The organism is Desulfomicrobium escambiense DSM 10707 (genome assembly GCF_000428825.1).
Lineage (GTDB): Bacteria > Desulfobacterota > Desulfovibrionia > Desulfovibrionales > Desulfomicrobiaceae > Desulfomicrobium > Desulfomicrobium escambiense.
Genome location: NZ_AUAR01000004.1, coordinates 219,858 through 246,769, shown reverse-complemented (window position 1 = coordinate 246,769; position 26,912 = coordinate 219,858). Strand labels below are relative to the sequence as shown.

Genomic DNA, 26,912 nt, shown 5'->3' with positions numbered 1-26,912 from the left:
GGGCTGCCGCACCCGGTGCAGAAGTCCAGGGAGGCCAAGCACAACCCCCTGCAGCGCCTGACGTACCTGGGCCTGACGGCGATCCTGTTGACCCTGCAGATGGGCACGGGCCTGCTGTACTGGCTCTACAACGACTGGGCCATCTGGAACCTGACCTTCCTGAACCTGCGCCTGCTGGCGCTCATTCACCTGGCCTGCGCCTTCGCCATCCTGGCCTTCGTGGTGGTCCACGTCTATATGACCACCACCGGCCACACCCTGACCAGCCACGTCGCGGCCATGTTCAGCGGCTGGGAGGAGGTCGAGGAAGGCGAAGTGGCCGAGTGGGAAGTGCACGAGAAACGCTGAGTCATCCTCCCCTCAAGACTCGGGGCCGCGGTCCGCTGCTTGCGGGCCGTGGCCCTTTCATTGCGAGCAGTTCATTCACCGATGATCTTGACCAGCACGCGCTTGAGCCTGCGCCCGTCGAACTCGCCGTAAAAGATTCGCTCCCAGGTCCCGAAGTCGAGCCGCCCATCGGTCACGGCCACGACCACCTCCCGGCCCATGACCTGCCGCTTCATGTGCGCATCGGCATTGTCCTCGCCGACATTGTGCCGGTACTGCGCCACGGGCTCATGGGGGGCGAGCCTCTCCAGCCACTTCTCGTAGTCGTGGTGCAGACCCGACTCGTCGTCGTTGATGAAGACCGAGGCGGTAATGTGCATGGCGTTGACCAGCACGAGGCCTTCCCGGATGCCGCTCTCGCGCAGGCAGTCCTCGACCTCGCCCGTGATATTGATGAAGGCCCGGCGTGTGGGCACCTGAAACCAAAGTTCCTTGCGATAGCTTTTCATGCCTTCCTCCTGTGAGTCCTGCCGCCGTGTACCCTCGGGACAGAGCGGGTTCAAGCCGAACGTCCAACGGATTCCGGCGGGCGGGCGAAATCAAGGTCGCCGCCACGCGTTCATCCGCATGAATGAAAATCCTGCCCAACCGGTCACCCAACTTCTCGTCTTCATTGCACTGCGGGAATCAACGTGAATTTGTTCCCAACATTGACCCGACGCCGGTTCCCGGATATTGGTAGGACCAATTTCCATTCCAACCAAGGAGCAGCCCATGACCTACATTCCCGTCGGCGGACTGAACGTCGCAAAGCCCCTCTATGACCTTATCCGTGAACAGGTCGCGCCCGGAACGGGCGTGGCGGACACCGCTTTCTGGGCATCCCTGGAAACGATCCTGCGGGACCTGACCCCGCGCAACCAGGCGCTGCTGGCCAAACGCGAAGAACTGCAGAAGCGGATCGACGCCTGGCACCGCGAGCGGACGGGCAAGGCCCATGACCCGGCGGCCTACAAGGAATTTCTCATGTCCATCGGTTACGTCGTGCCGGAGGGGAGCGCCTTCTCCATCAGCACCGCGGGCGTGGACCCCGAAATCTCGACCATCGCCGGCCCGCAGCTCGTGGTGCCCGCCACCAACGCCCGCTACGCCCTGAACGCCGCCAACGCCCGATGGGGCAGCCTCTACGACGCGCTCTACGGCACCGACGTGCTGCCTGAGGACGGCGGCGCGACCCGGACCGGCAAGTACAACCCCGTGCGCGGCGCCAAGGTCATGCAGTTCGCGGCCGCGTTTCTGGACAAGGTGCTGCCCCTGGCCACGGGCAGCCACGCCGACGTCATCGAGTACCGCACGCGGACGGAAGGCGGAATGGAAGTTTTCGAGGCCGCCCTTCCCGGCGCCGCCACAGGCCTGCGCAACCCGGCGGCCTTCGCCGGCTACGCGCCCGGCACCCTGCTCTTCAGCAACCACGGCCTGCACATCGAGCTGTGCATCGACCGCGCCCACCCCATCGGCTCGGCCCACCCCGCGGGCCTCAAGGACGTGATCCTGGAGGCGGCCGTGACGACCATCGTGGATTTCGAGGACTCCATCGCCGCCGTGGACGGCGAGGACAAGGCCCAGACTTACGCCAACTGGCTGGGCCTGCTGCGCGGGGACCTGCAGGCCGCCTTCGACAAGGGCGGCAGGACCGTCTGCCGCAGCCTGAACCCCGACCGCGCCTACACCGCCCCCGACGGTTCGATCCTGACCCTGCCCGGCCGCAGCCTCCTGCTGGTGCGCAACGTCGGGCACCTCATGACAACGGACGCCGTGCTCCTTGACGGCCATGAAATCCCCGAAGGCATCCTCGACGCCATGGTCACGGGCCTCGTCGCCGTGCACGACATCAAGGAGCTCGGCTCCCTGCGCAACAGCCGCGCCGGCAGCGTCTACATCGTCAAGCCCAAGATGCACGGACCCGAGGAAGTGGCCTTCGCCTGCGAACTCTTCGACCGCGTGGAGGACGCCCTGAGCCTCGGCCGCCACACCATGAAGATCGGCATCATGGACGAGGAGCGCCGGACCTCGGTCAACCTGAAGGAGTGCATCCGCGCGGCCAAGGAACGGGTCATCTTCATCAACACCGGCTTCCTGGACCGCACCGGCGACGAGATCCACACCAACATGGAGGCCGGCCCCATGGTGCCCAAGGCGGCCATGAAGAACCAGCGCTGGATCCTGGCCTACGAGGACTGGAACGTGGACACGGGCCTGGCCTGCGGCTTCTCGGGCAAGGCCCAGATCGGCAAGGGCATGTGGGCCATGCCCGACCGCATGCGCCAGATGGTCGAGACCAAGCAGGCCCACCCCCTGGCCGGCGCCAACTGCGCCTGGGTGCCATCCCCGACGGCCGCGACCCTGCACGCCATGCACTACCACGAGGTGGACGTCTTCGCCCGCCAGGCCGAACTCGCCGGGCAGGCCAGGGCCAGCCTGGACGACCTGCTGACCCTGCCGCTGCTGGAAGGAAAGCTCGCGCCCGAAGAGATCCAGCGCGAACTGGACAACAACTGCCAGGGGATCCTGGGCTACGTGGTGCGCTGGGTCGACCAGGGCATCGGCTGCTCCAAGGTGCCGGACATCACGGACACGGGCCTCATGGAGGACCGCGCCACCCTGCGCATCTCCAGCCAGTACCTGGCCAACTGGCTACATCACGGCCTGTGCACCCCGGAACAGGTCCTCGAAACCCTCAAGCGCATGGCCGCCGTGGTGGACCGTCAAAACCACGGCGACCCGGCCTACCGCCCCATGGCCGCGGACTTCGAGGCCAGCGTTGCCTTCCAGGCCGCCAAGGACCTCATCTTCAAGGGCATCCGGCAGCCGAGCGGCTACACGGAACCCATCCTGCACGCCAGGAGACGGGCGCGCAAAGCCAAAGACCTCAAATAAGACTCCACAACGCGAAAGGGGCGGAATTTCCGCCCCTTCGCCGTTACAGCACCCTTCTGGCCTCCTGCCACAGGATCGAGCACCCGACCCCGCCGAAAATGAGGCCCACGCCGCCGTCGATCCACCGGGCCAGCCCCGCGTACATGGAGCGCATGCGGCCCGTGGACAGAAAGATGGCCAGGAGCGTGAACCAGGCCGTGACGATGACGATGACCTCGGCACCGTAGATCCAGCGCACCGCGCCGGGCGTGTCGGGGGTCATGAACTGGGAGAAGATGCTCAGAAAAAAGAGGGCCGCCTTGGGGTTGAGCAGGTTGCACCAGAACCCTTCGCGCCAGCCGCGAAAGGGGGAATCCTTGGATCCGGCCGGTACCTCCTCGACGCAGACTTCGGGCATTTCGGACTTCCGCGCCACGAGGCAGCGCGCCGCGATGTAGAGCAGGTACAGCGCCCCGCAGATCCTGATCAGCCCGAACACGGCCGGGCTCGACGCGATGACCAGGGCCAGCCCCAGCACGGAGTAGACCACGTGCACGACCAGCGCCGACCCGATGCCCAATGCCGTCATGACCCCGGCCATGCGCCCGCGCGAAAGGCTGTTGCGCAGAACCATGAAAAAATCCGGCCCCGGCGCCACCGCCACGGCCACCCCCACCGCAAACACCTGCAAAAACCCGCTCTCCACCTGAACCTCCTCAACATCACTCATGTTCATCCGAAAATTTCTTCGATCCGGTCCCGGATACGCGGCAAGGCTTTGGGTCGGTTTGCGGGGCGCGACGAAACTTCCTCGCCGGCCTCGTAATGCTTCCCGGCCTTGATCTCCGGTCAGTCGCTTTCGCTTCGGACGGGACACGGCCGGGAAGCAAACGATGCCAGGCTCGGTCGGACAGTCGCCGCGTCCCGCAAACCGACCCAAAGCCGTCTCGGAGCCACTTCGCCCACTTTCATCCGGCCCGCTGCACCGACCTCACCAGCCGCACATGAAACCTGCACGTCCTGTCCTGGGCCAGCACCGCCGCGCCCCCGACGTCCACGAACCAGGCCGACGTAAAGCTTCTGCGGTCCGCCGTCCACAGCCACAGATACCTGTCGCCGAACGGACGCCGGCAGAACTCTCCCAGTTCCTGCCCTGGCCGCAAGAGCGACACGGCCTCATCCACCGTGGGCATGCGCCAGCCCTCCGCCGCCACGGCATCCCGCCGCGCCAGGGCCATCCCCTCTTCCCAGGTCATGGGCCAGGGCGAGACCGGCCCCCAGACCAGACCGGTGCACCGGTCCAGCCATCCGTCCGCGATCTCCTCCAGCTCCGCTTCGTGAAACGTCCTCGGCCTGCACAGCCCGTCCAGAAAGCCGAAGGGACAGGACCGGGACACTCCGGTGCGCACGGGCTCCTTCCGCAACGCGCCCATGACTTCGCACTCGGCCTCGCGCAGCACGCAGTCCGCCCCGGCGCGCCTGTCCAGGTCAGCCTCCAGGGCACCCAGGGCCGCCCGCATGGCCGACGCGTCGGGGAACCGCGCTTCACGGTCCGCGGCCAGGGCACGGGCGAAAAATTCCTTCCAGACATCTGAAAAAAGCTCCGTCTGCGCGATGCCTTCTTCGGGCAGAAGACCCGTCAGCAGCCGGTGCAGGATCACGCCCACGGCATAGAGGTCGGACCGGGCGTCGGCCGTCTCGGGCCGCGCCTCCTGCTCGGGCGCGGCGTAATAGGGCGAACCGACCTTGAGCCCGCGCGGCCTGGCCCACGCCTCCCCACGCAGCCGCGAAAGGCCCATGTCGATGAGCCGGACCGTGCCGTCCGCGCCGAGCATCAGGTTGGCCGGTTTGACATCCAGATGCACGATGCCCCGGTCGTGCAGATACCCGAGCCCGTCGAGGGTCTGGCGCACGAAATCCAGGGCCGTGCGCGGCGGGACAATCCGCGTCGGCGCCTCCATGATCCGGCCCTCGCCGATGAGGGAGCCGACGTTCATGCACAGGTATTCGAGGACCATGAAGGGCCGCCCCCGGTCCTCGTCGAGGTCCCAGACCTGGGCGATGTTGCGGTGGTCGCATCCGGCCAGGATGCTCGCCTCGCGCAGGAACGCCTCGCGCACGGCTGCCGCGCCCATGAGATCCACAAGAATCTCCGGCGGTTCCAGGAGCTTCAGGGCCATGACGCGCCCGAGCTCCCGGTGCCGGACCTTGAAGACCCGGCCCATGCCGCCGCGCCCCAGAGGGCCGAGGACGGTGTAGCGCCCGATGTCCATCACCACAGCCTCGACCCGTAGAACTCGGGAAAGCCGCGCTCGCGGATCTTCGCCACGGTGGCGGCGATGTCGTAGGGCACGAAGCGCACGTCCACGGTGTTCCCGTCCGTGTCCCAGAGAAGATATTTCGCGTTATTGTTGCCGTCGCGGGGCTGCCCTACGCTGCCGGCGTTGACGATGCAGGGCCGGTCCACGAGGCCGAAGCGGCCCGCCCCGAGTTCGCGGCGTTCGATCCCGGCGCCGTCCCGGAGCAGCAGCATGAGTTCGTGGGTGTGCCCGACGAAGGTCAGGGGTTCGCCCCGGTCGAACCAAAAGGCCAAACGGTCGTCCGCGGCCTGGTACAGGTACGTCGTCACGCTGTCGGGCGGAAACCCGTGCACGAACCGCGCTCCGGCCAGCATGATGAAGCGCGGCAGGCCGGAGATGAAGGCCAGGCTGTCGGGGGACAGGAGAGCGGCGGTCAGGGCCAGGCCCTTTCTGGCCGTGGGGTTGAACCAGGACCGCTCGGACCGGCTGACGATGCCGAGCTCGTGGTTGCCGAGGCAGCAACGCGCCCCCCGGTCGCGCACGGACCGCAGCACCTCGTCGGGGTTGGGCCCGTAGCCGACCATGTCCCCCAGGCAGACGACCTCGTCCACGGCGAAAGCCGCCATGTCCGCCCAGACCGAGGTCAGGGCTTCGAGGTTGCCGTGAATGTCCGAAAGAATCGCAACGAGCATGCTTTCCCCATACGCCGAAGGCCGAGCCGCCTCTTTTCATTTGTCCCGGAGGGTGTTAAGCGGACGCTCAACCCAACCGTGAAGACATTCAAACACCGCCATCATTCCAATAAATTAGACGCTCAAGGAACGACCATGATCCGCAAATACATCCTCGTGTGCCTCTTCGTCCTCTGCCTGTCCTCGCCCGCCTCGGGCGCGACTCTAGGCGACGTCACCCTGCCCGACACGGTCACCGAAAGTGGGACGGAACTGAAGCTCAACGGCATGGGCATGCGTACCTTCACATTCTTCGACGTATACGCGGCCGGCCTGTACCTCTCCTCGCACTCGGGCGACCCGGCGGCGATCCTGGCCGCCGACGCGCCTCGGGTCATGACCATGCATTTCCTGCGCGAGGTCGGGGCCGAGAAGATCGCGTCGGCCTGGCTGGACGGCCTGGCCGCCAACACCCCGGCGGCCGACGCATCCCTGAAGGAGCGCTTCGCCAGCCTCGGCATCATGATGGAAACCCTGGACAAGGGACAGACCCTGGAATGCGTCTACCTACCAGCCAAGGGCACGACCATCCGGGTGCGCGGCCAGGTCAAGGGCGTCATCGAGGGCAAAGATTTCAGCGACGCCCTGCTGGCCTGCTGGATCGGCCCCAAGCCCGGACCCGGCGAAAAATTCAAGGCCGGCATTCTCGGCCAGCGTTAGACGCAAGGCGCCTCAGGGCGCCTTTTTCATTTCCTGTTCCAGGGAAAATAACGGCTCACGGCCTCCCAGGCGTAGCGCACGCCGCGGATCACGAACAGACCAAGCACCGTCAGCAGGGCGGCGTTGGTCCTGGCCGCCTGCACCGCGGACTCCTGAAAATAGGATTTGGCCTGCCGGTACTCCTCCTCGACGGGGGTGACCACGGGCGCGGCGTCGGATTCCTCCGCCTTCTCCACCGGCACAAGGGCACCCTTCTTCTCGTCCATCACATCTTTCTCCCTATGAATTCGCCCACCAGGCGATTGAAAGCATCCATATCCCCGCGCACACCGTAGCGCAGGGCCACATACGCGTCCGCGATCTCACGCGCCGCCGACCCCAGGTCCGGACGCTCCAGGCCGATGCGCCCAGCGTAGTCCACCGGTCCTTCCGAAGGCCGTCTGGGCAGCCCTGCCCGCTCCATCGCGCGGCAGAACCGGGCGTACAGGATGGCGACCGGGTCCGTGTGGGCCCGCCGCGAACGCAGCATGAACCAGAAGACCGTCCCCAAAACGACCGCCAGCCCCATGGCCAGCAGGCCCGCCAGCTTGCCGGCTCCGGCGCGGGTCGACGGGTCGAGGCCCAGACGCTGCCACAGGCCTCGCTGCCTGTCGTGGCTGAAACCCAGCACCCACTGGTTCCAGGAGTTGTTGGCCGCGTCCCAGCCCAGCTGGAAAAAGCGGCCTACCCGGCGCAGGGCCCGCAGTCCTTCGGGCACGGCCTCACCCTGCCCCTGCGGGGAGAACACGGCCTCGGCGCCCACGGTCAGCCGCTGCGGGGCGACCACGGAGGTCGGGTCCACCCGCAACCAGCGCCCGTCCTCCCAAACCTCGACCCAGGCGTGGGCGTCGGACTGGCGGACGATGAGGTACTGCCCCATGGGGTTGAACTCCCCGCCCTGGTACCCGACCACCACCCTGGCCGGCACGCCGGCGCTGCGCAGCAGGAAGGTCATGGCCGAGGCGTAATGTTCGCAGTATCCCCTTCGGGAGGCAAACAAAAACTGATCGATGATGTCCCCTTCCATGGCTCCGGGCTGCAGGCTGTACACGAATCCGCCCTCGCGGAAAAGGTCCAGGGCGGCCGCAATCAGACCGCGCGTTCCGCGGCCCTCGCCCCGCCACCTCAGGGCCAGCTCCCGGGCCTGAGGGTTGCCGTCCTCGGGCAGGGCCGTCCATTGCGGGCCCACAGGCTCAACGGCGGGCGCTGCCGGGGCGGAAACGAGGTCGTAGCGCATGCGGGAACGGATTAGGCGCAGGCTGACCAGGGTCCGGTCCGAACGCAGCACGGTCCCGCGCGGGGCGATGACCGGCAGGTCCAGGGCGAAGAGCCATTCCTTGCCGTGGGGCTCCACGGTCAGGGCGTACTCCGTCCGGTCCGGCGGAAGTCCGTCGGCCTTCTCGGCCAGTTCGAAGGGGAGGTTTCGGAACCATTTGCTCCCGTCGAATGTATCGAGCACGAGGCCGCGCCAATACAGGCTGTCGCGATCCGGGGCCGGGCCGAAAAAGTCCACGCGGAAGGCGACCTCGCCGGACAGGGACAGGCTCGAAACGGAGCCCGGCTCCAGGGTGCCGCTGAAGCCCGTGACGCCCTCGTCGCGGTCGTCCTGCACACCCCACAGGGCGCCCGGCAGGCGGGGGAAAAAGACGAAAAGCAGCAGGGCCAGCGGCAGGGACTGGGCCAGGAGCACTGCGCCGCTGCGCAGGTCCGGGGCCAGAGTGGGCCGGGCCGAGTGCAGGTGGACCAGAGCAGCCGTCACGGCCAGGACCGACAGGATCATGTACGCGCTCATGAGCAGGCCCTGGGAATAGAGCACGTTGGTCACGACCACGAAATAGGCCAGAAAAAGAAGGGCCAGCATGTCCCGCACGGACTTGCTCTCCACGGCCTTGAGCCCGAGCATGAGGGACAGGAGTGCCACGCCCTCGTCGCGGCCGAAGGAGCGGCCGTAGTACGCGAAGACCAGGACTAGGCAGCCCAGGGCCAGGATGACGCGCAGCCAGCGCGGCGGAACGGGCCAGCCGCGGTACTGCATGCCCAGGGCGTAGCCCCAGGACGCGCAGACGAAGCCCGCAACGAATGCCGGGACCCGCAGGAGATGCGGGGCAAAGGCCACGGCCAGGGCGGCCAGGACCACGCTGAAGCGCCGCTTGTCATGGATCATGCGGCCTCCGGCAGGAGGGCCAGGGCCTCCAGGCAGCGATGGGCGTGGGCGGCGCCGCTGCCCGGCTCGATGAAAAGGGCCGGCAGTCGCAGTCCGTAGCCGAGGCCCCGGCGTTCGGCCTCACGCACCAGCCCGGCCAGGAGGCTGATGCGCTCCTCGTATTCCGAGGCGCGGACCTCGTTCCAGTCGAAGACGATGGTCCGGGCCACGCCCGAGCGGTACTCCTTGGAAAAGAGGCCCAGGCCGCGGGCCGAGGCCTTCCAGGAGATACGCGACGGCCCGTCCTGGGGCCGGTAGGGCCGGATGCCGCCGAACTCGCCCGACTGGGCCACGGCGCCGAGGCCCCCGTCCTCGCCCGAGCCCTGCATGAGGTGCCAGTCCAGGGCGTCCACGGGCAGAAGGCGCGGGTAGACCAGGCCCGTCACGGGCAGGATGAGGGGCGACCAGGCCCGGAAGAGGCCCAAGGGATAGCGGGTGCTGACCACCACCTTGTCCAGGGGCAGCGGGCCGCGCCGGACCGTGGGCACGCCCAGTTCCAGTTCCCTGCCCTCGCCCGCTGCCAGAGACGCCTCGGCCGCAGCCTCGCCGACCCGCACCTGCAGACGCCTGCGCTCGCGCCCCGCGGCGCGGAACATGAGCTGCAGCCGGGCCTCGTCTCCGCAGTAGGCCGGCAGGAGCCGCCCGTGCTCCAGTTCCAGCCCGGCCAGGTTGGCATAGGCATGGATGGCCGAGACCACGGCCACGCTGCCGAGGATGAAGGTCAGCAGGAAGGCGAGGTTGTTGGTGTAGTTGATGGCCGCCAGGAGCATGGCCAGGAGGAAGGCGCCAAAGACCATGCCGGCCCTGGTGGGCAGGATGAAGATTCGTTTGCGGCCCAGACGCGCGGGCAGATCGGCCCGCAACCGGGCCAGCACTAGGTTGCGGATGAAACGTGGCAGGGCCATGCGCCGCTCCCGGCCCCGTCAGGGGATGGGCACCGCGTCGAGGACGGCGGCCATGTCCACGGGCGTGCCGCCGGCCGGGCGCAGGCGGTGCACGGCCAGACTCGGGAAGACGGCCTGCACGTCCTCGGGCAGGACGTAGTCGCGGCCGTCCAGGAAGGCCCAGGCCCTGGAAGCACGCACCAGGGCCTGCCCGGCCCGGGGCGAGAGCCCGTTGACGAAGCGCCCGCCGGCCCGCGTCCACTCCAGCAGGTCGCGCACGTAGCGCAGCAGCGGCGTGCTGGTGCGCACGTGGTCCGCGCGCTCCTGCAGGTCCAAGATCTCGTCGGCGCCGGTCACGGCCTCGGGCAGGACGGGCCGCCCGCCGTGCTGGCTGCGGCCCAGCAGCTCCAGCTCCGAGTCCAGGTCCGGGTAGCCCAGGCTGATGCGGAAGAGGAAGCGATCCAGCTGGGACTCGGGCAACGGGTAGGTTCCGGCCTGGTCCAGGGCGTTCTGGGTGGCCAGGACGAAGAAGGGCCGGGGCAGCAGGCGCGTGCTGTTGTCCAGGCTGACCTGCTGCTCCTCCATGACCTCAAGCAATGCGCTCTGGGTCCGCGGGGTGCCGCGGTTAATCTCGTCGGCCAGGAGCACGTTGGTGAAGACCGGGCCGGGGTGGAAGACGAAGGAGGCCTCGGCCGCGTCGAAGACCGAGACCCCCAGCACGTCGGCCGGCAGGAGGTCGTTGGTGAACTGCACCCGCTTGAAGTCCAGGCCCAGGACCGTGGCCAGGGCCTTGGCCAGGGTCGTCTTGCCGATGCCCGGAATGTCCTCGATGAGCAGGTGCCCCCGGGCCAGGAGGCAGGCCACGGACAGGCGCAGCTGCGTCTCCTTGCCCAGGACCACGCCGCCCAGGAGTTCCAGGGCCTTCTTCAGGGTGCCGTTCACTAGGCCCCCAGGAGCTGGCCCATGGAGTAGAGCCGGCCGGGTTTCTGCCCCGAGAGCCAGGACGCCGCACGCAGGGCGCCGCGGGCGAAGTTCTCGCGGGAGTGGGCGCGATGGGTGACCTCGATGCGCTCGCCGGGGCCGAAGAAGTAGACCGTGTGGTCGCCGACCACGTCGCCGCCGCGCAGGGCGTGCACGCCGAGTTCCTCGTGGGGACGGGCGCCAATGATGCCCTGGCGGCCGTAGTTACCGACGTCCTCCATCTTCCAGCCGCGGGACTCGGCCAGGACCTGGGCCAGCTTCACGGCCGTGCCGCTGGGCGCGTCCTTCTTGTGGTGGTGATGGATCTCGGTGATCTCCATGTCGTAGGCCTCGCCCAGGATGCGTTCGAGCATGGGCAGGACGCGGACCAGGGCGTTGACGCCGATGGACATGTTCGGGGACCAGAAGATCGGAATATCCCTGGCCAGGGTCTCCAGCTCCGCCAGCTGTTCGGCCGAGAGGCCGGTGGTGCCTATGACCACGGGGTTGCCGGTCTTGGAGGCCTTGCGGGCCGTGGACAGGCTCACTTCCGGAGCCGTGAAGTCGATGACGGTTGCGCCCGGGCAGGACGGCAGCAGGTCCTGCAGGTCATGCGCCACGGGGCAGCCCAGGAGCTCCAGCCCGGCGCTGTACTCGGCCCGCTCCACAACCCCTTGCACGCTGAAATCGTCGGATTCCGAGGCCAGACGGACCAGGGTGGAACCCATCCGCCCCTTGGCGCCCATGATGATGACAGGAATGCTCATTGTCCCAACTCCTCGTGTTGATGGTTCTCGTCCACGCCGATCAAGCGCACGTACTCTTCCTCGTTCAGGATTGCGGTGCCGAACTGCCGGGCCTTGGCCGTCTTGGCCGCCCCGACGTTTTCGCCGCAGACCAGGTAGTCGGTCTTGGCGTTGACGGCGCTCTGCACCAAGGCCCCCAGGGCCCTGGCCTGCTCCTGCATTTCCTCGCGGGAGCCGCGCATCTTGCCCGTGAAGACCACGTGCTTGCCCGCCAGGGGGCTCGCTCCCGCCGAGCCTTCGGACCGTGCCGCGCCCGTGGGACGGATGTTGAAACCGAGGGCGAGCAGATGGCGCAGGGTCGGGGCCATGCGTTCGAGACCCGCGGCGACGGAGCGGGCAGTGACGGCGCCGAAGCCGCGGATGGCTTCGATCCGCTCCTGCCCGATGCCAGGCAGTTCCTCCAGGCGGAAATTCTCCAGGAGCTTGCGGCTGTCGCCCTTGCCCAGATCCTCTATGCCAAGGGCGGCCAGGAAACGCCAGTCCTCGACCTCGCGGGTGCGGCTCAGGTACACGGCCTCGGCCAGGTTGGCCGATTGCACCGGCCCGAAACCCATCGCGCGGAAATCCTCCTCGCCCAACTCGTACACCTTTTCGAGGCTGTCATACCCCGAACGGACGACTTTTTCCACGGTCTTGCGGCCGAACCAGTCCGCGTTGCCCAGAATCTTGAACCAGTGCTCGATGGTCTGCACGACCTGGTCCGGACAGTGCTCGTTGCGGCAGAGCAGGAAATCGTTCTCACGCTCGAGATGCGTGCCGCACGAGGGGCAGGCTTCGGGCAGGTGCGCAGGAGCTGGGACGAGAACCTCCTCGACCTTGGGGATGACCTCGCCGCTGCGGATGATCTCGATCTCCGCTCCCGTCCCCAGGCCCTTCTTCTCCAGGAAGCCTGCGTTGTGGGCTGTGACGCGGCGGATGGTGGCGCCCGAGACGTTCACGGGGCTGACCATGAGCACGGGCGTGACCTTGCCCGTGCGGCCCACCTGCCAGACCACGTCCTCGACCTCGGTCACGGCCGTCTCGCCCTTGCGCTTGACGGCGACCTGCCAGCGGTAATGGTGGCTGGTGGCGCCCATGGTGCGGCGCACGTCCTCGTCCGTGACCTCGACGACCAGGCCGTCCTGCGGGTAGTCGACCTGCGCCGAAAGCTCGGCCCATATCCCGTCCAGGCGGGCCAGCAGCTCCGCCCCGTCCACCACCTCGCTCGGCAGTTCGCTGTACGGAACGAAATGCACGGCCTCGTCGGCCAGGGCCCTGGCGGCCAGTTCGTTGACCGTGTCCGAGGACACGATGCCGACCACGAGGTTGCGCGGGTGCTCGAAGGCATCGGACAGGTGCTCGTCGAAATAGCTCCGCAGGATGACCATCTCGCCCACGCCCCGGCCGCGGCCGCCCAGGGGGATCATGCCCTTGGCGAAGGCCGAGCTGACCTCGTAGCCCGATTCGCCGTTGCCGCGCGTGACGAAGAAGGTCCCGTCGTCGCGGCCGGCCAGGCCGTCGAGCTTGGGCGTGACGCGGTAGCGGACGTCCGTGATGCCTATCTCCCCTGCCTCCTTCTCGACCCGGGCCACGAAGCGGGCCAGTTCCTCGGCCGTGTAGGCCTTGTCCGTGGACAGCATGGGCGCGGGATGGCGGATTTCGCGCTTGCCGGCGAAAGTCTCGGGCTCCACGCGATGCAGGAAGGGGTGGTCGGGTCTGAGTTCGCGCAGCCGTTCGACAAGCTGGTCGTACTGCGCGTCGCTGACCACGGGCGCGCCGCTGCGGTAGGCTTCGTTGTACTCCGCCAGGCGCTCGGCCAGGCGGTCGGCCTCGGACGGCAGGTTCAGGGGCAGGCTCATGCCTCGCCTCCGGCGGCCCGGCCCGCGGCCTGCAGTCCGGGAAAATTCTCAGGCGGGCCCACGGCCACCAGGGTGTCGCCGGCCTCGATGGACGTTTCGGGGTGAGGGTTGAAGATCATCTTCCCGGAGGCCTTCTCGATGGCGATGATCATGAGATTGAAGCGCGGCCGGATGCCGGAGGTGATGAGGTTCGTGCCGACCAGCTCCGAGCCGGGCCGGATCAGGATTTCCTCCATCTGCAGGTTGTGGCCCTGGGTGGCCAGGTCCATGAAATCGGTCACCGTGGGCCGCAGCATGACCTGGGCGATGCGCTTGCCGCCGATCTGGTGCGGGGTCAGCACGCGGTTGGCCCCTGCCCGTTCCAGCTTGGCCACGGACTCGGGCCGGTCGGCTCGGGCGATGATGGTCAGCCGGGGGTTGAACTGGCGCGAGGACAGGGTGATGTACACGTTCTCGGCGTCCTGGCTGACGCAGGCGAAAAGGCCCTTGGCGCGCTCGACCCCCGCGGCCAGCAGCAGTTCGTCGGTGGTGGCGTCGCCGGCCAGGAAGAGGTGGCCGTCGCGCTCCAGCTCGAACAGCAGGTCGGGATCCCTTTCGAGGACGACCACGGTCAGCTCCTCCCGCCGGAATTCCTCGGCGATGACCGCACCGATGCGCCCGTAGCCGCAGATGATATAGTGATTTTCCAGGGAGTCGATGATCTTCTGCACCTTGCGTTTCCCCCATAAGTCGTGGAGGCGCCCCTCGACCACGACCTGCGTGAATGCACCCACGAGGTAGGCGAAGCTGCCCACGCCCATGAGAATGAGAAAGGAGACCATGAGCCGCGCCCGGTCCGACAGGGGGTGCAGCTCCATGTACCCGACGGTGGAGAGGGTCATGACCACCTGGTAGAAGCTGTCCAGCAGGTTCCACCCTTCCACCGCCATGAAAATGAACAGCCCGTAGAGGAAGACGCCCAGCAGGAAGCCGGCCCCCAGCACCAGCGGGAAAAAGGAGCCGAAACGGAACTTCACGGTCTGGTAGAGGCCGGTGAAGCCCTTGAGGCGGGCGGAGCAGCCGGGCAGGAAGCGGCGCAGGAACGAGCTGCGCAATGAGCACGTGTTCATGGTCGTGTCGCCTTCGAGCCTTCCAGGCTGTAACGTTTTTCCAAGGCCTTGATGCGGTCCCTGATGCGCGCGGCTTCCTCGAACTCGAGCATCTCCGCGGCCTTGCGCATTTCCCGAGCCAGTCTCGCCACTTCCTTCGCCGCGTTGTCCGGGCCGGGGTCGTACTCCGCGGTCCGCTCGGCCGCCCGCTCCTGCTCCTTGATTTCCTGATGCAGGTCGTACAGCACGTTCTCGGACTTCTTGCGGATGGACTGCGGGACGATGCCGTGCTCCTCGTTGTGCAGGGCCTGGCGCTCGCGCCGCCGCCGCGTCTCGCCCATGGCCTCGGCCATGGAGCGTGTCACGTTGTCGGCGTAGAGCAGGACCTTGCCGCGCACGTTGCGCGCCGCGCGGCCGAAGGTCTGGATCAGGGACCGGGTGGAGCGCAGGAAGCCCTCCTTGTCCGCGTCCAGAATGGCTACCAGAGAGACTTCCGGTATATCAAGGCCTTCGCGCAGCAGGTTGATGCCCACCAGTACGTCGAACTCCCCGGCGCGCAGGGCCTGGATGATGGCCACGCGCTCCAGGGTGTCGATGTCCGAGTGCAGGTAGCGCGCCCGCACGCCCCTGGCCTGCAGGAACTCCGTCAGGTCCTCGGCCATGCGCTTGGTCAGGGTCGTGACCATGACCCGCTCGCCCGCCGCGATGCGCTCCAGGCATTGCCCCATGAGGTGGTCCATCTGGCCCTTGGTCGGCACGATCTCCATCTCCGGGTCGAGCAGGCCCGTGGGCCGGATGATCTGCTCCACGACCACGCCCTGGGCCCGCTCCAGCTCCCAGGGGGCGGGCGTGGCCGAGACGAAGACGGACGTGCCGATGCGTTCCAGGAACTCGTCGAAGCACAGGGGGCGGTTGTCCAGGGCCGAGGGCAGCCGAAAGCCGTAGTCCACGAGGGTCTGCTTGCGCGAGCGGTCGCCGTTGAACATGCCGCCGACCTGGGGCACGGAGATGTGCGACTCGTCCATGAAGAGCAGGAAATCCTTGGGAAAATAGTCCAGCAGCGTGGCCGGCGGCTGCCCCGGTCTGCGGCCGTCGAGGTGCAGGGAGTAGTTCTCGATACCGTTGCAGTAGCCCAGTTCCTCGATCATCTCCAGGTCCAGCTGGGTCTTCTGCTCCAGGCGCTGGGCCTCGACGAGCATGTTGTTGGCGCGGAAATACTCCAGCCGAAGCCGCAGTTCCTCGCGGATGTCGCTCATGGCCCGGACCAGGTTGTCGCGGTCCGAGACGTAGTGGCTGGCCGGGTAGATGACGGTCTTCTGCACGCGCGCCAGGATCTCGCCCGTCAGGGGGTCCGTCTCGTAGATACCGTCGATCTCGTCGCCGAAGAACTCCAGGCGCAGAGCCTGCTCGTGTTCGTAGGCCGGGATGATCTCCAAAACGTCCCCGCGCACGCGGAAGGTGCCGCGGTGCAGGTCGTAGTCGTTGCGCTCGTACTGCACGTCCACCAGCCGCCCGATGACCGTCTCCATGGCGATGGGCTGCCCGCACTCCACGGGAATGACCATCTTGGCGTAGTATTCGGGCGAGCCCAGGCCGTAGATGCAGGACACCGAGGCCACGATGATGACGTCGCGCCGCGTCAGCAGGGCGTGGGTCGCGGCGTGGCGCAGCTTGTCGATGTCCTCGTTGATGGCCGAATCCTTCTCGATGTACGTGTCCGAGTGCGGCAGGTAGGCTTCGGGCTGGTAGTAGTCGTAATAACTGACGAAATACTCCACGGCGTTGCTCGGGAAGAGCCCCTTGAACTCGTTGTAGAGCTGGGCCGCCAGGGTCTTGTTGGGGGCCATGATCAGGGCCGGCCGCTCCGTGCGGGCGATGACGTGGGCCATGGTGAAGGTCTTGCCCGAGCCGGTCACGCCCAGGAGGACCTGGTCGCGCACGCCCTGCTCCACCCCGGCGCAGAGGGCGTCGATGGCCGCGGGCTGGTCACCGCGGGGCACGAATTCGGATTCAAGCTGGAAGAGGGACATGCGTACCTGCACGCCGCGCGGCGGGCGCGGCGCCGAGAGGGGCTATCTGGGTCTGACGCCCAGCACGTTGGGTGCGGGCCAGAAATTCCGGTTGCTGCCTTGAAAGAAGTCGGACTGGTATTCGCCCACGAACCGCCCGACATAGCCGGACACGTCGACGTACATGGCCGCGTCGGCCCCGCCCTCGACGTACATGGCGCCGATGAGGTCCAGGGGCAGGTCCAGGAGGGCCTGGGCGAACTCGTGCAGGGTCACCTGCGGCCTGCAGTGGATGAACAGCACGCGATTCGACACGTCCATGCCGATGGCCGCGGCCGAATGGCGGCGATCGTTCTGGGCCCAGAGATTCTCCCGCTCGCGGCTGATGAGGCGGTAGTTCTGGATGATGCCGTCATAGGCCGTGAGCACGGCCTCCCAGTCGGGGTCGAGCTTGCGGTCCACCCAGCGCACCCGAGGCAGGGAGGCTTCGCGGGGCTGGAATGCCAAAAACGCGCCGTAGCTGGGATGCAGGAAGTCGCTGACCAAGACGCTGGAATCGCGCATGTAGCCGGTGCTGCGCAGGCGGTCGTCAGAGCGGAACATGCCCGCATTGATGGCGGCCACGAAGCCCGAAAGCCTGGCCCAGTCCTGCATGCTGCGCATCTCGCCCGTTTTCAGGGCCGCGCCCAGAGCCAGGTCGTAGCGGTCCGGGTCGATGCGCAGCACGGCCATGCCGCCCTGCTGTCCTGCCAGATCGCCGACCCGGTCCGGAACCAGGAATTCGCGCAACTCCAGTCCGGGCGCCAGCAGCCTCCAGTCCTCCGCGTGCAGCGCGGAGGCTGTGGCGCAGAGCACCAGAAGGGAAAAGAGAGCGCGAGGGAGAATGGCGAACATGCGGGAGACTCCGTTGGGCCACGGCCTGGCCCATTGCCGATACATTCCACAGAAGCGGAATCATTTCAAGCAGAACCGGCCGACCGGCATTGAAGCCCGCGCCGAACCGTGCTAGACTGCATGAAAAATTGACGCCAACGCCTGCTCACGGAGGAAGGTCTCATGGAGATAGTCCGCAAGGAAGCCCAGTCCCCGCCGCCCTGTCCGCGCGGCCATGTCGCCACCGTCTGCATCCGGGCCTTCAAAGGCCGCAAGGATGTGCTGGTCCACCTCTTCCGGCCGCAGTGGGATCCCACTGAGGAAACAGGCTACCCTTGGGCCGAACTCGTGCGAGAGGACGCGGCAGGGGGCCGCGGCAACAGCCGCGAGGTGCTCATGGAATCCTTCACGGCCGAGGAGATGGACCGGATCGTCGAGTATCTGGCCGGCCGCTATGCCGAGCGCCTGACACGCATCACCACCAACGTCCTCGAATTCCCCCTGCCCGGCGGCCTGCTGTCCCTGCGCTCCATGCCCGAGGGCAAGGACATCGGCCGCATCCGCTTCGAGATCGTGCCGGGCTACCCCCTGCCCTTCACCGTGCACGGGCTGTACGACCTGAGCCAGCACAAGCCCATGGACCCGGGCGGCACCCAGAACTAGCTGTGACTGTCAAAAACTCATAATTCGCAGGCAGACCGTTCAAAAATGGTGAGATGCAAGGAAGCGAAAAAAGCCAGGACGCGCAGTGTATTGCACATACATAAGCGGTCTGGCTTTTTTCGCTGACGCCGCAGATCGCCGTTTTGGGACGGTCTGCTAGCCCGCTTCGCCCTCGAATGCCTGCCGCAGGAGGCGGAACAGGGCGCGTCCGTTCTTGGACGGCTTGCCTGCCTCCTTCTCGGCGGCCGCAAGACGCGCCAGGCGGTTCAACTGCTGGGGGTCCAGCCCGAAGCGCCCGACAAGCTCCGTCAGCACCTCCCGGTCACCGCCCACCAGGGCGTCCCGCCACTCCTCGATCTGATGGAATTCCTCGGCCTGCTGGTAACGGAGCTGATCCAACTCATCCATGGCCTGCCGCAGGGGCTCCGGGTCGATCTTGCGCATGACCGTGCCGATGAACTGCAGCTGGCGCCGCCGGGCTTCCTTGTCCTTCAGGGTGTGGTAAAAGCGCACGGCCTCGGCCAGGTCCTCGGGCAGGCCCAGGCGTTCCAGCTGCTCGGGCGCCAATTCCAGGAGGCTCTCGCCGAGCTTCTGCAGGGCGACCATGTCGCGCTTGCGCTGTGACTTGCTGGGCCGGCCTTCCCAGTCCTCCTCGTTTCCATAGACGAATTCGGTCATGTTGGACTCCGTAAAGTTCGTTCAGGGCCGCCCGCAGACCAGGCCGCCGTCGCGCAGGGTCCAGGCCCCGCGCAGGAAAGGCAGCTCCAGGGCCGCTTGCAGCCGGGAGAGAAATTCGACCCTGGGCACCTCGAACCCGCCGAAGCGGAGCATGTGCGCCGTGGTCTGCTGACAATCGAAAAGCGTGAAGCCAGCGCGGTCCAAGGCCCGCATCAACGTCACCAGGGCGGCCTTGGAGGCGTCGGGCTCGCGGTAGAACATCGATTCCCCGAAAAAGGCCCCTCCCATGGCCACGCCGTACAGCCCCCCGGCCAGTTCGCCGCCGGACCAGGCCTCGACGCTGTGGGCGAAACCCAGTTCGTGCAGGCGGCAGTAAGCGGCCAGCATCTCGGGCACGATCCAGGTGCCGTGGGCCCCGCACCGAGGCGTGTCGGCGCAGAGGCCGATGACCCGTTCGAAGGCCGTGTCCAGGGTGAACGTGAAGCGCCCCTGGCGCAGGATGCGCTCCAGACGCCGGGGCACGTGAATCCGCGAAGGTTCGAGGATGAGACGCGGGTCCGGACTCCACCACAGGATGGGCGCGTTCTCGCTGTACCAGGGAAAGATACCCTGGCCGTAGGCCATGAGCAGGCGCTGGGGCGAGAGGTCCCCGCCCACGGCCAGCAGCCCGTCCTCGTCGGCGTGGGCCGGGTCGGGGAAGACGGGCTGGGCGTTCAGGGCGAAGACGGTCATGGGGTCATCTGGGCGAGAAGGTGAACTCCAGCTCCTTCCCGTCCCGAAGGCCCACGCGCACCGCGCCTCCCGCGGCCAACTCGCCGAAGAGGATCCGGTCGGCCAGCCTGTCCTTGACCTCCTTCTGGATGAGCCGTCCCAGGGGACGGGCGCCGAAGGCGGGGTCGAAGCCCTTTTTCGCCAGCCACGATCGCGCCTCGGGGGTCAGTTCCAGAGTCACGTTCTTGGCCGCCAGCTGAACGCCCAACTCGGCCATGAACTTGTCCACGATCTGCTCCATGATGTCCTGGGTCAGGGAATGGAACGTGACGATGGCATCCAGGCGGTTGCGGAACTCGGGGCTGAAGAGCTTCTCCACGGCGGCCAGGCCGCGCAGGCCGCGGTCCTCCTCCACGCCGGCCTTGAAGCCGATGGCGTTGCCGCTCATCTCGCGGGCGCCGGCGTTGGAGGTCATGAGCAGGATCACGTTGCGGAAGTCGGACTTGCGGCCGTTGTTGTCCGTCAGGGTGGCGTGGTCCATGACCTGCAGCAGGATGGAGAACATGTCCATGTGCGCCTTCTCGATCTCGTCGAGGAGCAGCACGCAGTGCGGGGTCTTGCGGATGGCATCGGTCAGGAGGCCCCCCTGCTCGAAGCCGACGTAGCCGGGAGGCGCGCCGATAAGCCGTGCCACGGCGTGCTTCTCCATGTACTCGCTCATGTCGAAGCGCACGAAGGCCACGCCAAGGCAGCTCGCCAGCTGCTTGGCCAGCTCGGTCTTGCCCACGCCCGTGGGGCCCGTCAGCAGGAAGGAGCCCAGGGGCCGCTCGGCGTTGCCCAGGCCCGCGCGGGAGCGCTTGATGGCCTGGGCCAGCTGCTCCACGGCCTCCTTCTGGCCGAAGACCTGGCTGCCCAGGTCCTTTTCGAGGTTGGCCAGACGGTCGCGGTCCGAGGACGTGACGCGGGAACTGGGGATGCGGGCCATGCGCGCCACCACTTCCTCCACGTCGCGCCGGGTCACGGACTTGCGGCGGTTCTTCTCGCCCGAGAGGACGAAGATGGCGCCGGCCTCGTCGATGACGTCGATGGCCTTGTCGGGCAGACATCTGTCGTTGATGTGCCGGGCGGACAACTCCACGGCCGCGGTGATGGCCGAAGGCTGGTACTTCACGCCGTGAAACTCCTCGTAATAGGGCCTCAGGCCCATGAGGATCTTCTCGCTCTCGGCCACGCTGGGCTCGACGATGTCGATCTTCTGGAAGCGCCGGGACAGGGCCCGGTCCTTCTCGAAATGGTTCTTGTACTCCTCGTAGGTCGTGGAGCCGATGCAGCGCAGTTCGCCCGAAGCCAGAACGGGCTTGAGAATGTTGGAGGCGTCCATGGACCCGCCGCTGGTGGAGCCGGCGCCGACGATGGTGTGGATCTCGTCGATGCACAGGATGGCGCCGTCCATGGCCTTGAGCTCGGAGATGACGCCCTTGAGGCGCGCCTCGAAGTCGCCGCGGTACTTGGTCCCGGCCAGGAGGCTGCCCATGTCCAGGGCGAAGATGCGGGTCTGGGCGAACTGCTCGGGCACCTCGCCGCGGGCGATCTTGAGGGCCAGGCCCTCGGCCACGGCCGTCTTGCCCACGCCGGGGTCGCCGACGAAGATGGGGTTGTTCTTCTTGCGCCGGGCCAGGACCTGCAGGGTGCGCTTCAACTCCTCGTCGCGGCCGACCAGCGGGTCGATCTTGCCTTCCATGGCCCTGGCCACCAGGTCCACGGTGTATTTCTCCAGGGCGCTCTGCTTGCCGCCTTCCCTGGGCTCGGCCTCGACCGCCCCGCCCGCGTCGGGGAGTTCGTGGGAAATGTATTCGAGGACGCCAAGCTTCGTCAGGCCCTGGGCCTTGAGGTAATAGACCGCGAAGGCGTCCTCCTCCTCGAGCATGGCCGCCAGGAAGTCGCCCGCCTGGACCTGGGCCTTGCCGGCCGACTGGATGTGCAGGATGGCGCGCTGCATGGCGCGCTGCACGCTGACCGTCTGTACGATCTCGTGCTCTGGGCGCGGGTTCACGTCCAGATGGTCCGTGAAGAACTGCACCAGCTGCTTGCGCAGGCGGTCCACGTCGATGCCGCAGCCCTGCAGAAGATGCTGACCGTGAGCGTCCAACGTGTAGCTGTACAGCAGATGCTCCAGGGTCAAAAACTCGTGCTGGCGCAGCTTCACCTCGCGCACGGCATTCCCGATGATTCTTTCCAACTCCTTACTCAGCATTCACACCTCTTCCATGGTACAGCGCAGGGGGAACGACCTGGCCTTGGCCATCTGATGCACGATCTGCACCTTGGTCTCGGCCACCTCGGCCGTGTAGATCCCGCACAGGCCGATGCCCTTTTCGTGGACGCTCATCATGATGGCGAAAGCCTCGGTCTCGGACTTTCCGAACACATTCATAAGCACCTCCACGACGAAGTCCATGGACGTATAATCGTCATTATGCAGCAAAACCTTGAACTGCCGCGGCTCCTGCAGTCCGTCCTCGACGATGACGTCGGGCTCGGAGCCTGGAACCTCATATGGTGCGGTCATGGCCCATCCTATTCGTCTTCGCCGTACTCGTCGATCCAGGTCTGGAGGATTTCCACGACCTGCCTGGCCTGCTTGACCGAGGAGATGTTGAACTTGGAGTGAGGCGAAAACCGCCCGTTACGCTTCTGGTAGCGCCCGACCCGGAACTTGACGGGCCCGAACTCCTCCTCGCCGCGGCCGACCTCCTGGTAGGCGAACATGACCGTGGCCCAGGCGCCGCGCGTCAGCACTTCCTTCTTTAGTTCGCGGACCTTCTGGACACCGTCTTCGTCGGACCAGTCTATGGAAATATCGTCGATGGTTTCGGCCATGCTTTCTCCTGATGTTGTCTTGGGAATGCCGCCCAGCCGGGCGGCGCTGTAGATGGGAAGCGCCCCGCCGGGACTATTAATGCCGCGTGCGGTAAAAGCAAGCCTCAAAAAGCCGTCCGCCACGAGGGTCTCGGTGCCCGCGCATTGCCCACAAGAAGATGCGGAGAAACGAAAGCCCCATGCGATGTCGAATCGGCCATCCGTCGCACCCCTGAAATACCGTTACCCTTCTTGCCAATGCCGACAAATCGTCCTAAAATTGTTTTGATATTATAACATACCGATATTTCGAACTTTAACATGGAGACAGGAGATGGAGAAGATTCTGATCGTCGGCTGCAAGAATACCATGGACGATGTCTGCATCGGGTGTTCGCGCTGTCTTGTGGCATTCAACAGGCGGGTGGGGATTTTTGAGCTCTACGAAGACACGGAGGCGGAGATCGTCGGCATGGTCGGTTGCGGCGGCTGCCCAGCCCCGGCCATCGTGACCCGTCTGATGCAGGTCAAGCTCTGGAACGCGCCCATGAACGAAAAGCCCACGGTCATCCACATCGCGCCGTGCATCGCCGAACAGTGTCCCCACAAGGCCGAGATCATCAAGAAGATCACGGCAAAGGCGGGAATCCCGGTGATCGAAGGGACGCACCCCTACGTGCCTTCCGACATCTTCGCCTGACCGGCCGAGAGGGTCCGGGCGCGGGTTCGGACTCTCCCCCTTTTTTGCGTCCGGGGCTCAAGGCTTCGGAAGCGCCTCGGAAAGCCTGGCGACATCCCTCGGGGGACACGGTGCAGCTGGCCCGGCGGCGGCATCGTGCGCCGCTTTCCTTGAGGCGGTGCGCACATGCGTGACTTTTTTTCTACCCCTTCGAGCCAAAATATATTAGCTAGCATTCCCGTCTGAACTCATCGTTTCGATTTCGCAACACTCATTTATCCGAAGGAGCTTTTCATGCCTCTGAACGTTGTTGTCATCGGCGGCGTGGCCCTTGGACCCAAGGCCGCGTGCCGCATAAAGCGATTGGACCCCGACGCGAACGTGACCATGGTCGACGCCAGCAAACTGATCTCTTACGGGGGCTGCGGCATCCCATACTACGTATCCGGCGATGTCAGCGACCACCAGCAGCTGCAGGAAACGAGCTTCCACATGGTCCGTGACGAGCAGTTCTTCCAGGACTGCAAGGGCTTCACGGTCATGACCGAGACCCGCGCCCTGTCCATCGACCGCAAGGCCAAGACCGTCCTGGTCCAGCACAAGGACGGCACCCAGCGCGCCCTGCCCTACGACAAGCTGGTCCTGGGCACGGGCAGCACGCCCCGCAGGCTGCCCATCCCCGGAGCCGACCTGGGCAACGTCTTCACCGTCTCGACCCTGGGCGAGGCCATCCGCATCAAGGAGCAGGTTGCGGGCGGCGGCGTCGGCTCGGCCGTCATCGTGGGCGGCGGATTCATCGGCCTGGAGATGGCCGAGTCCTTCGCCGACATGTGGGGCATCGAAACCACGGTCATCGAGGTGGCGGATCAGGTCATGCCGGGCTTCATGAGCAAGGCCATGGCCACCATCGCAGAAAAGCACCTGGCCGAGAACGGCGTCACGGTCCGCACCGCCGAGATGGTCCAGGCCATCGAGGGCGAGGACGGCAAGGTCACGCGGGTGGTGACGGACAAGGGCGCCATCGACGCCGACCTGGTCATCCTGTCCGTGGGCGTCGTGCCCAGCGACACCCTGGCCCGCGAGGCCGGGCTGTCCTGCTCCGCCCGCGGCGGCGTCATCGTGTCCAAGACCATGCAGACCTCGGACCCGGACATCTACGCCGGCGGCGACTGCGTGGTCATCGAGAACATCGTCACGGGCAAGATCGGCTACTACCCCCTGGGCTCCCTGGCCAACAGCCAGGGACGCATCATCGGCACCAACGTGGCCGGCGGCAGGGAGACCTTCGACGGGGTCGTTGGCACCTACATCATCAAGCTCTTCGACCTGGCCTTCTCCGGCACCGGCCTGTCCCTGCCCGTTGCCCTGCGCGAGGGCTTCGACGCCTTCAGCACCCACGTCATCATGAGCGACCACTCCCACTTCTACCCCAAGCGCGACATGGTCAGCCTGGAGATCGTGGTCGAACGCCGCACCGGACGTGTGCTGGGCCTGCAGGGCGCCTGCCAGAACGGCGACTCCCTCAAGGGCCGCATCGACACCATGGCCGCCATCCTCAAGTTCCGTCCGACCCTGCGCGACGTGTCCAGCCTCGAAATGGCCTACGCTCCGCCCTTCGGCTCGGCCATGGACGTGCTCAACGCCGCCGCCAACACCGCCGAGAACATTCTGGTGGGCAGGAACGTTTCCATCCAGCCGGTGGAATTCGCCAAGCTCTGGGAAAACCGCGTACAGGAAAACCTGCTGTGCATCGACACCCGCGAGTGGGGCAACGCCGAACCGTTCGTAAACAAGTACCCGGATTTCTGGAAGAACATTCCCCAGGGCCAGATTCGGGGCAGGCTCGATGAAATCCCTAAGGACAAGAAGATCGTACTGCTGTGCAACACGGGCGGCAGGTCGTACGAATCCCAGGTCATCCTCCGGCATGCCGGCTTCCTGGAGCCGGTCAACCTGCAGGGCGGCATGGGCTTCATAAAGCAGCTCGGCTTCGACCCGAGCCAGGACGCTTAGGACTTCGGCCGGCCCTACGGGGCCGGCCTTTTGCTTTCCGGCTGCAGCCAACACTGCGCGACCGCATGGAGGACACACATGACCAGACTCGTTGCAGCCATCGCGCTGCTCTTTCCCGCACTGGCCTGGGCCGCGCCGACCCAGATCACGCTCTTCCCGTCCTCGGCCCAGGTGGAGGAAGTGTCGGCCCCGTCGTGCGCTCCGGCGGACGGGGGCCTGTCGTCCTGCACCCTGACCCTGCCCGGCCGGGCAGACCCGGCCACCCTGCGCTTCGGCAAGCTGCCGGGCACGGCGTCCATCGCCGACCTGACCTGGAAGGCCCGCCACGACCCCGATCAGGCCGCCCTGGCCCCCCTGCTGGCCAAACGGGACGAACTCACGGCGCAGCGGGATGAGGCCGCGGCCGAACTTGAAGGCGTGCGCGGCCGGCTGGCCTTCTGGAAGGCCCAGACCGAGCCGGGCCAACAGACCGTGGCCGCCCTGCGAGAGCTGGCTGCGGAGCTTGGTGCGAACCTGCGCGACGGGACCCGGCAGGCCCAGGCCCTGGAAAGGAACATCGCCGACCTGAACGGTAAGATCGCCAGGGTCGAGGAGGAGATCGCCGCGGCAGCGGGCCGGCAGCGCACGGTCTGGGAGGTCACGGCACTGGTGTCCGGCAACGCCCCGGGCGAACTGGCCTACTCCTACACCCTGGCCGACTGCGGCTGGACGCCGCTCTACCGCCTGGAGGCCCTGCCCGCGGCCGGGAAGATCGACTTCTCCTGGCAGGCCAAGGTCTGGCAACGCTCAGGCCAGGACTGGAAGGACGTACGTCTCTTCCTGGCCACCATGCAGCCCGAGACTCAGGCCGAGCCCTCGGACCTGCCGCCCTGGGAGATTCGTCCCATGCAGATTTTTCAGAAAACCATGGCCGCCCCGGCCATGATGGAGATGCGCGCCGGTGCCGCCGACGAAATGGTCGCGGCTGCGCCGGCTCCGCCCCGCGAGATCCGCCGTGCCACCTATGCGGCCTGGGACATGGGCAAGAAATCCCTCCCCGCCGGCGCGGAGCGAATCATCGACATCGAGCGCGGAACCTGGCCGGCCGCCTTCCTGCACCTCATGCGTCCGAGCCTAGACTCCAAGGCCTACGTCCAGGCACGAACCGAGTTCAAGGAGCCCAAAGAACTTCCGCCCGGCACGGCCTTCTTCCTGCTGGACGGCGCCATCGTCGACCAGCGCGAGTTCGCCCTGTCCGGACGCGAGGGCACGCTGTTCTTCGGCACGGACCCGCTGCTGACCTGCGAGACGGTACTGGGGGACAAGAAGACCGGCGAGAAAGGCCTCTTCGGCCAGAAGCAGTCCTTCGTGCGCCAGTGGACCCTGACCGTGCGCAACGCCGCCGCCCGCCCCGTCCAGGTCCGCATCGAGGAGCCCCGCCCCCTGCCCCGCGACGAGCGCATCACGGTGGAACTGACGGCCAAGCCCGAGCCCCTGGCCGAGGACGACCCGGAACTCCTGGCCTGGAACGCCACGGTCCCGGCCGGGGGGCAGAGCGTCATCGACCTGGGGCTGAAGATGACGGCCCCCGATGACCTCCACGTGGATCCGGGCTGGCGCTGGTAGGCGCCCCGGCCTGCCTGCAAGCGCAAACGCGCTCCGCCTCGCTCAGAGGGGGAGCGCGTTTTTCGTCAGG

Annotated in this window: 25 protein-coding genes; 7 read left to right on the top strand and 18 right to left on the bottom strand. The window is 66.7% G+C overall.

Annotation, left to right across the window (positions count from 1 at the left end):
• Positions 1-348, top strand: a 348-nt coding sequence (locus G394_RS18100) for a cytochrome b/b6 domain-containing protein (protein WP_043774847.1), incomplete at its 5' end; no start/stop codon positions are given.
• A gap of 71 nt (positions 349-419) precedes the next feature.
• Here G394_RS18100 and G394_RS0105505 read toward each other — a convergent pair.
• On the bottom strand, positions 420-836 hold the full coding sequence (locus tag G394_RS0105505) for a secondary thiamine-phosphate synthase enzyme YjbQ (RefSeq protein WP_028576807.1): 417 nt from the start codon (positions 834-836) through the stop codon (positions 420-422).
• 265 nt (positions 837-1,101) lie between these two features.
• Here G394_RS0105505 and G394_RS0105500 point away from each other — a divergent pair, with 265 nt between their 5' ends.
• A complete protein-coding gene (locus G394_RS0105500) occupies positions 1,102-3,264 on the top strand; it encodes a malate synthase G (RefSeq protein ID WP_028576806.1) in 2,163 nt (720 codons plus the stop codon).
• Positions 3,265-3,307: 43 nt separating this feature from the next.
• Here the strand turns inward: G394_RS0105500 and G394_RS0105495 are convergent, their stop codons facing one another.
• The 3 genes from G394_RS0105495 to G394_RS0105485 all read right to left on the bottom strand — a co-directional run bounded on the left by G394_RS0105495 (position 3,308) and on the right by G394_RS0105485 (position 6,235).
• Complete coding sequence (locus tag G394_RS0105495) at positions 3,308-3,973, bottom strand: LysE family translocator (protein WP_169725535.1); 666 nt, start codon at positions 3,971-3,973, stop codon at positions 3,308-3,310.
• Positions 3,974-4,211: 238 nt separating this feature from the next.
• Positions 4,212-5,516: a protein kinase domain-containing protein gene (locus G394_RS0105490; RefSeq protein WP_028576804.1), complete on the bottom strand. Its 1,305-nt coding sequence runs from the start codon at positions 5,514-5,516 to the stop codon at positions 4,212-4,214.
• Positions 5,516-6,235, bottom strand: a complete 720-nt coding sequence (locus tag G394_RS0105485) for a metallophosphoesterase family protein (RefSeq protein WP_028576803.1) — start codon at positions 6,233-6,235, stop codon at positions 5,516-5,518. Before G394_RS0105485 ends, G394_RS0105490 begins: the two co-directional genes overlap by 1 nt.
• A 135-nt stretch (positions 6,236-6,370) precedes the next feature.
• Between G394_RS0105485 and G394_RS0105480 the strand changes: the two genes are divergently transcribed.
• On the top strand, positions 6,371-6,934 hold the full coding sequence (locus tag G394_RS0105480) for a chalcone isomerase family protein (RefSeq protein ID WP_028576802.1): 564 nt from the start codon (positions 6,371-6,373) through the stop codon (positions 6,932-6,934).
• 26 nt (positions 6,935-6,960) lie between these two features.
• Here the strand turns inward: G394_RS0105480 and G394_RS0105475 are convergent, their stop codons facing one another.
• The 9 genes from G394_RS0105475 to G394_RS0105435 are packed head-to-tail and all read right to left on the bottom strand — an operon-like array spanning position 6,961 to position 17,655.
• Positions 6,961-7,200 carry a hypothetical protein gene (locus G394_RS0105475; RefSeq protein ID WP_028576801.1) on the bottom strand — a complete coding sequence of 80 codons (240 nt, stop codon included), beginning with the start codon at positions 7,198-7,200 and terminating at the stop codon, positions 6,961-6,963.
• On the bottom strand, positions 7,200-9,137 hold the full coding sequence (locus tag G394_RS0105470) for a transglutaminase TgpA family protein (RefSeq protein WP_028576800.1): 1,938 nt from the start codon (positions 9,135-9,137) through the stop codon (positions 7,200-7,202). Before G394_RS0105470 ends, G394_RS0105475 begins: the two co-directional genes overlap by 1 nt.
• Entirely contained in the window at positions 9,134-10,081 is a 948-nt protein-coding gene (locus G394_RS21730; protein WP_028576799.1) for a DUF58 domain-containing protein, read from the bottom strand. The genes G394_RS0105470 and G394_RS21730 overlap by 4 nt, the downstream gene beginning before the upstream one ends.
• 18 nt (positions 10,082-10,099) lie before the next feature.
• Positions 10,100-11,002: an AAA family ATPase gene (locus tag G394_RS0105460; RefSeq protein ID WP_028576798.1), complete on the bottom strand. Its 903-nt coding sequence runs from the start codon at positions 11,000-11,002 to the stop codon at positions 10,100-10,102.
• Entirely contained in the window at positions 11,002-11,787 is a 786-nt protein-coding gene (gene dapB, locus G394_RS0105455) for a 4-hydroxy-tetrahydrodipicolinate reductase (protein WP_028576797.1), read from the bottom strand. Before dapB ends, G394_RS0105460 begins: the two co-directional genes overlap by 1 nt.
• Positions 11,784-13,664, bottom strand: a complete 1,881-nt coding sequence (locus tag G394_RS0105450; protein WP_043774792.1) for a BRCT domain-containing protein — start codon at positions 13,662-13,664, stop codon at positions 11,784-11,786. The genes dapB and G394_RS0105450 overlap by 4 nt, the downstream gene beginning before the upstream one ends.
• On the bottom strand, positions 13,661-14,773 hold the full coding sequence (locus G394_RS0105445; protein ID WP_084435364.1) for a potassium channel family protein: 1,113 nt from the start codon (positions 14,771-14,773) through the stop codon (positions 13,661-13,663). The genes G394_RS0105450 and G394_RS0105445 overlap by 4 nt, the downstream gene beginning before the upstream one ends.
• The gene (gene uvrB, locus G394_RS0105440) at positions 14,770-16,782 is read right to left on the bottom strand and encodes an excinuclease ABC subunit UvrB (RefSeq protein WP_051306971.1); all 2,013 of its coding nucleotides are present in this window, start codon (positions 16,780-16,782) and stop codon (positions 14,770-14,772) included. Before uvrB ends, G394_RS0105445 begins: the two co-directional genes overlap by 4 nt.
• Before the next feature lie 42 nt (positions 16,783-16,824).
• Positions 16,825-17,655 (bottom strand): phosphodiester glycosidase family protein, encoded by an 831-nt coding sequence (locus tag G394_RS0105435; RefSeq protein WP_028576793.1) that lies wholly within the window; start codon positions 17,653-17,655, stop codon positions 16,825-16,827.
• Positions 17,656-17,817: 162 nt separating this feature from the next.
• Between G394_RS0105435 and G394_RS0105430 the strand changes: the two genes are divergently transcribed.
• Positions 17,818-18,297: a hypothetical protein gene (locus G394_RS0105430; protein WP_028576792.1), complete on the top strand. Its 480-nt coding sequence runs from the start codon at positions 17,818-17,820 to the stop codon at positions 18,295-18,297.
• 156 nt (positions 18,298-18,453) lie between these two features.
• On the opposite strand, the gene yjgA is transcribed toward G394_RS0105430, so the two are convergent.
• From yjgA to G394_RS0105405, 5 genes are read right to left on the bottom strand one after another with little or no spacing between them, the layout of a single operon-like run.
• On the bottom strand, positions 18,454-18,975 hold the full coding sequence (yjgA, locus tag G394_RS0105425) for a ribosome biogenesis factor YjgA (protein WP_028576791.1): 522 nt from the start codon (positions 18,973-18,975) through the stop codon (positions 18,454-18,456).
• 21 nt (positions 18,976-18,996) lie between these two features.
• Positions 18,997-19,707: a leucyl/phenylalanyl-tRNA--protein transferase gene (gene aat, locus G394_RS0105420; protein ID WP_028576790.1), complete on the bottom strand. Its 711-nt coding sequence runs from the start codon at positions 19,705-19,707 to the stop codon at positions 18,997-18,999.
• Between the two features lie 4 nt (positions 19,708-19,711).
• Positions 19,712-21,940 carry an ATP-dependent Clp protease ATP-binding subunit ClpA gene (clpA, locus tag G394_RS0105415; RefSeq protein WP_028576789.1) on the bottom strand — a complete coding sequence of 743 codons (2,229 nt, stop codon included), beginning with the start codon at positions 21,938-21,940 and terminating at the stop codon, positions 19,712-19,714.
• The gene (locus G394_RS0105410) at positions 21,941-22,255 is read right to left on the bottom strand and encodes an ATP-dependent Clp protease adaptor ClpS (RefSeq protein WP_028576788.1); all 315 of its coding nucleotides are present in this window, start codon (positions 22,253-22,255) and stop codon (positions 21,941-21,943) included. It lies immediately after the preceding gene.
• A gap of 8 nt (positions 22,256-22,263) precedes the next feature.
• Positions 22,264-22,566: a hypothetical protein gene (locus tag G394_RS0105405; protein WP_028576787.1), complete on the bottom strand. Its 303-nt coding sequence runs from the start codon at positions 22,564-22,566 to the stop codon at positions 22,264-22,266.
• Between the two features lie 313 nt (positions 22,567-22,879).
• Here G394_RS0105405 and G394_RS0105400 point away from each other — a divergent pair, with 313 nt between their 5' ends.
• The 3 genes from G394_RS0105400 (at position 22,880) to G394_RS0105390 (ending at position 26,842) form a co-directional block, all read left to right on the top strand.
• A complete protein-coding gene (locus tag G394_RS0105400; protein ID WP_028576786.1) occupies positions 22,880-23,245 on the top strand; it encodes a CGGC domain-containing protein in 366 nt (121 codons plus the stop codon).
• A gap of 273 nt (positions 23,246-23,518) precedes the next feature.
• Positions 23,519-25,237: an FAD-dependent oxidoreductase gene (locus G394_RS0105395; RefSeq protein WP_028576785.1), complete on the top strand. Its 1,719-nt coding sequence runs from the start codon at positions 23,519-23,521 to the stop codon at positions 25,235-25,237.
• Positions 25,238-25,315: 78 nt separating this feature from the next.
• Complete coding sequence (locus G394_RS0105390; protein WP_028576784.1) at positions 25,316-26,842, top strand: DUF4139 domain-containing protein; 1,527 nt, start codon at positions 25,316-25,318, stop codon at positions 26,840-26,842.
• Positions 26,843-26,912: the final 70 nt, after the last annotated feature.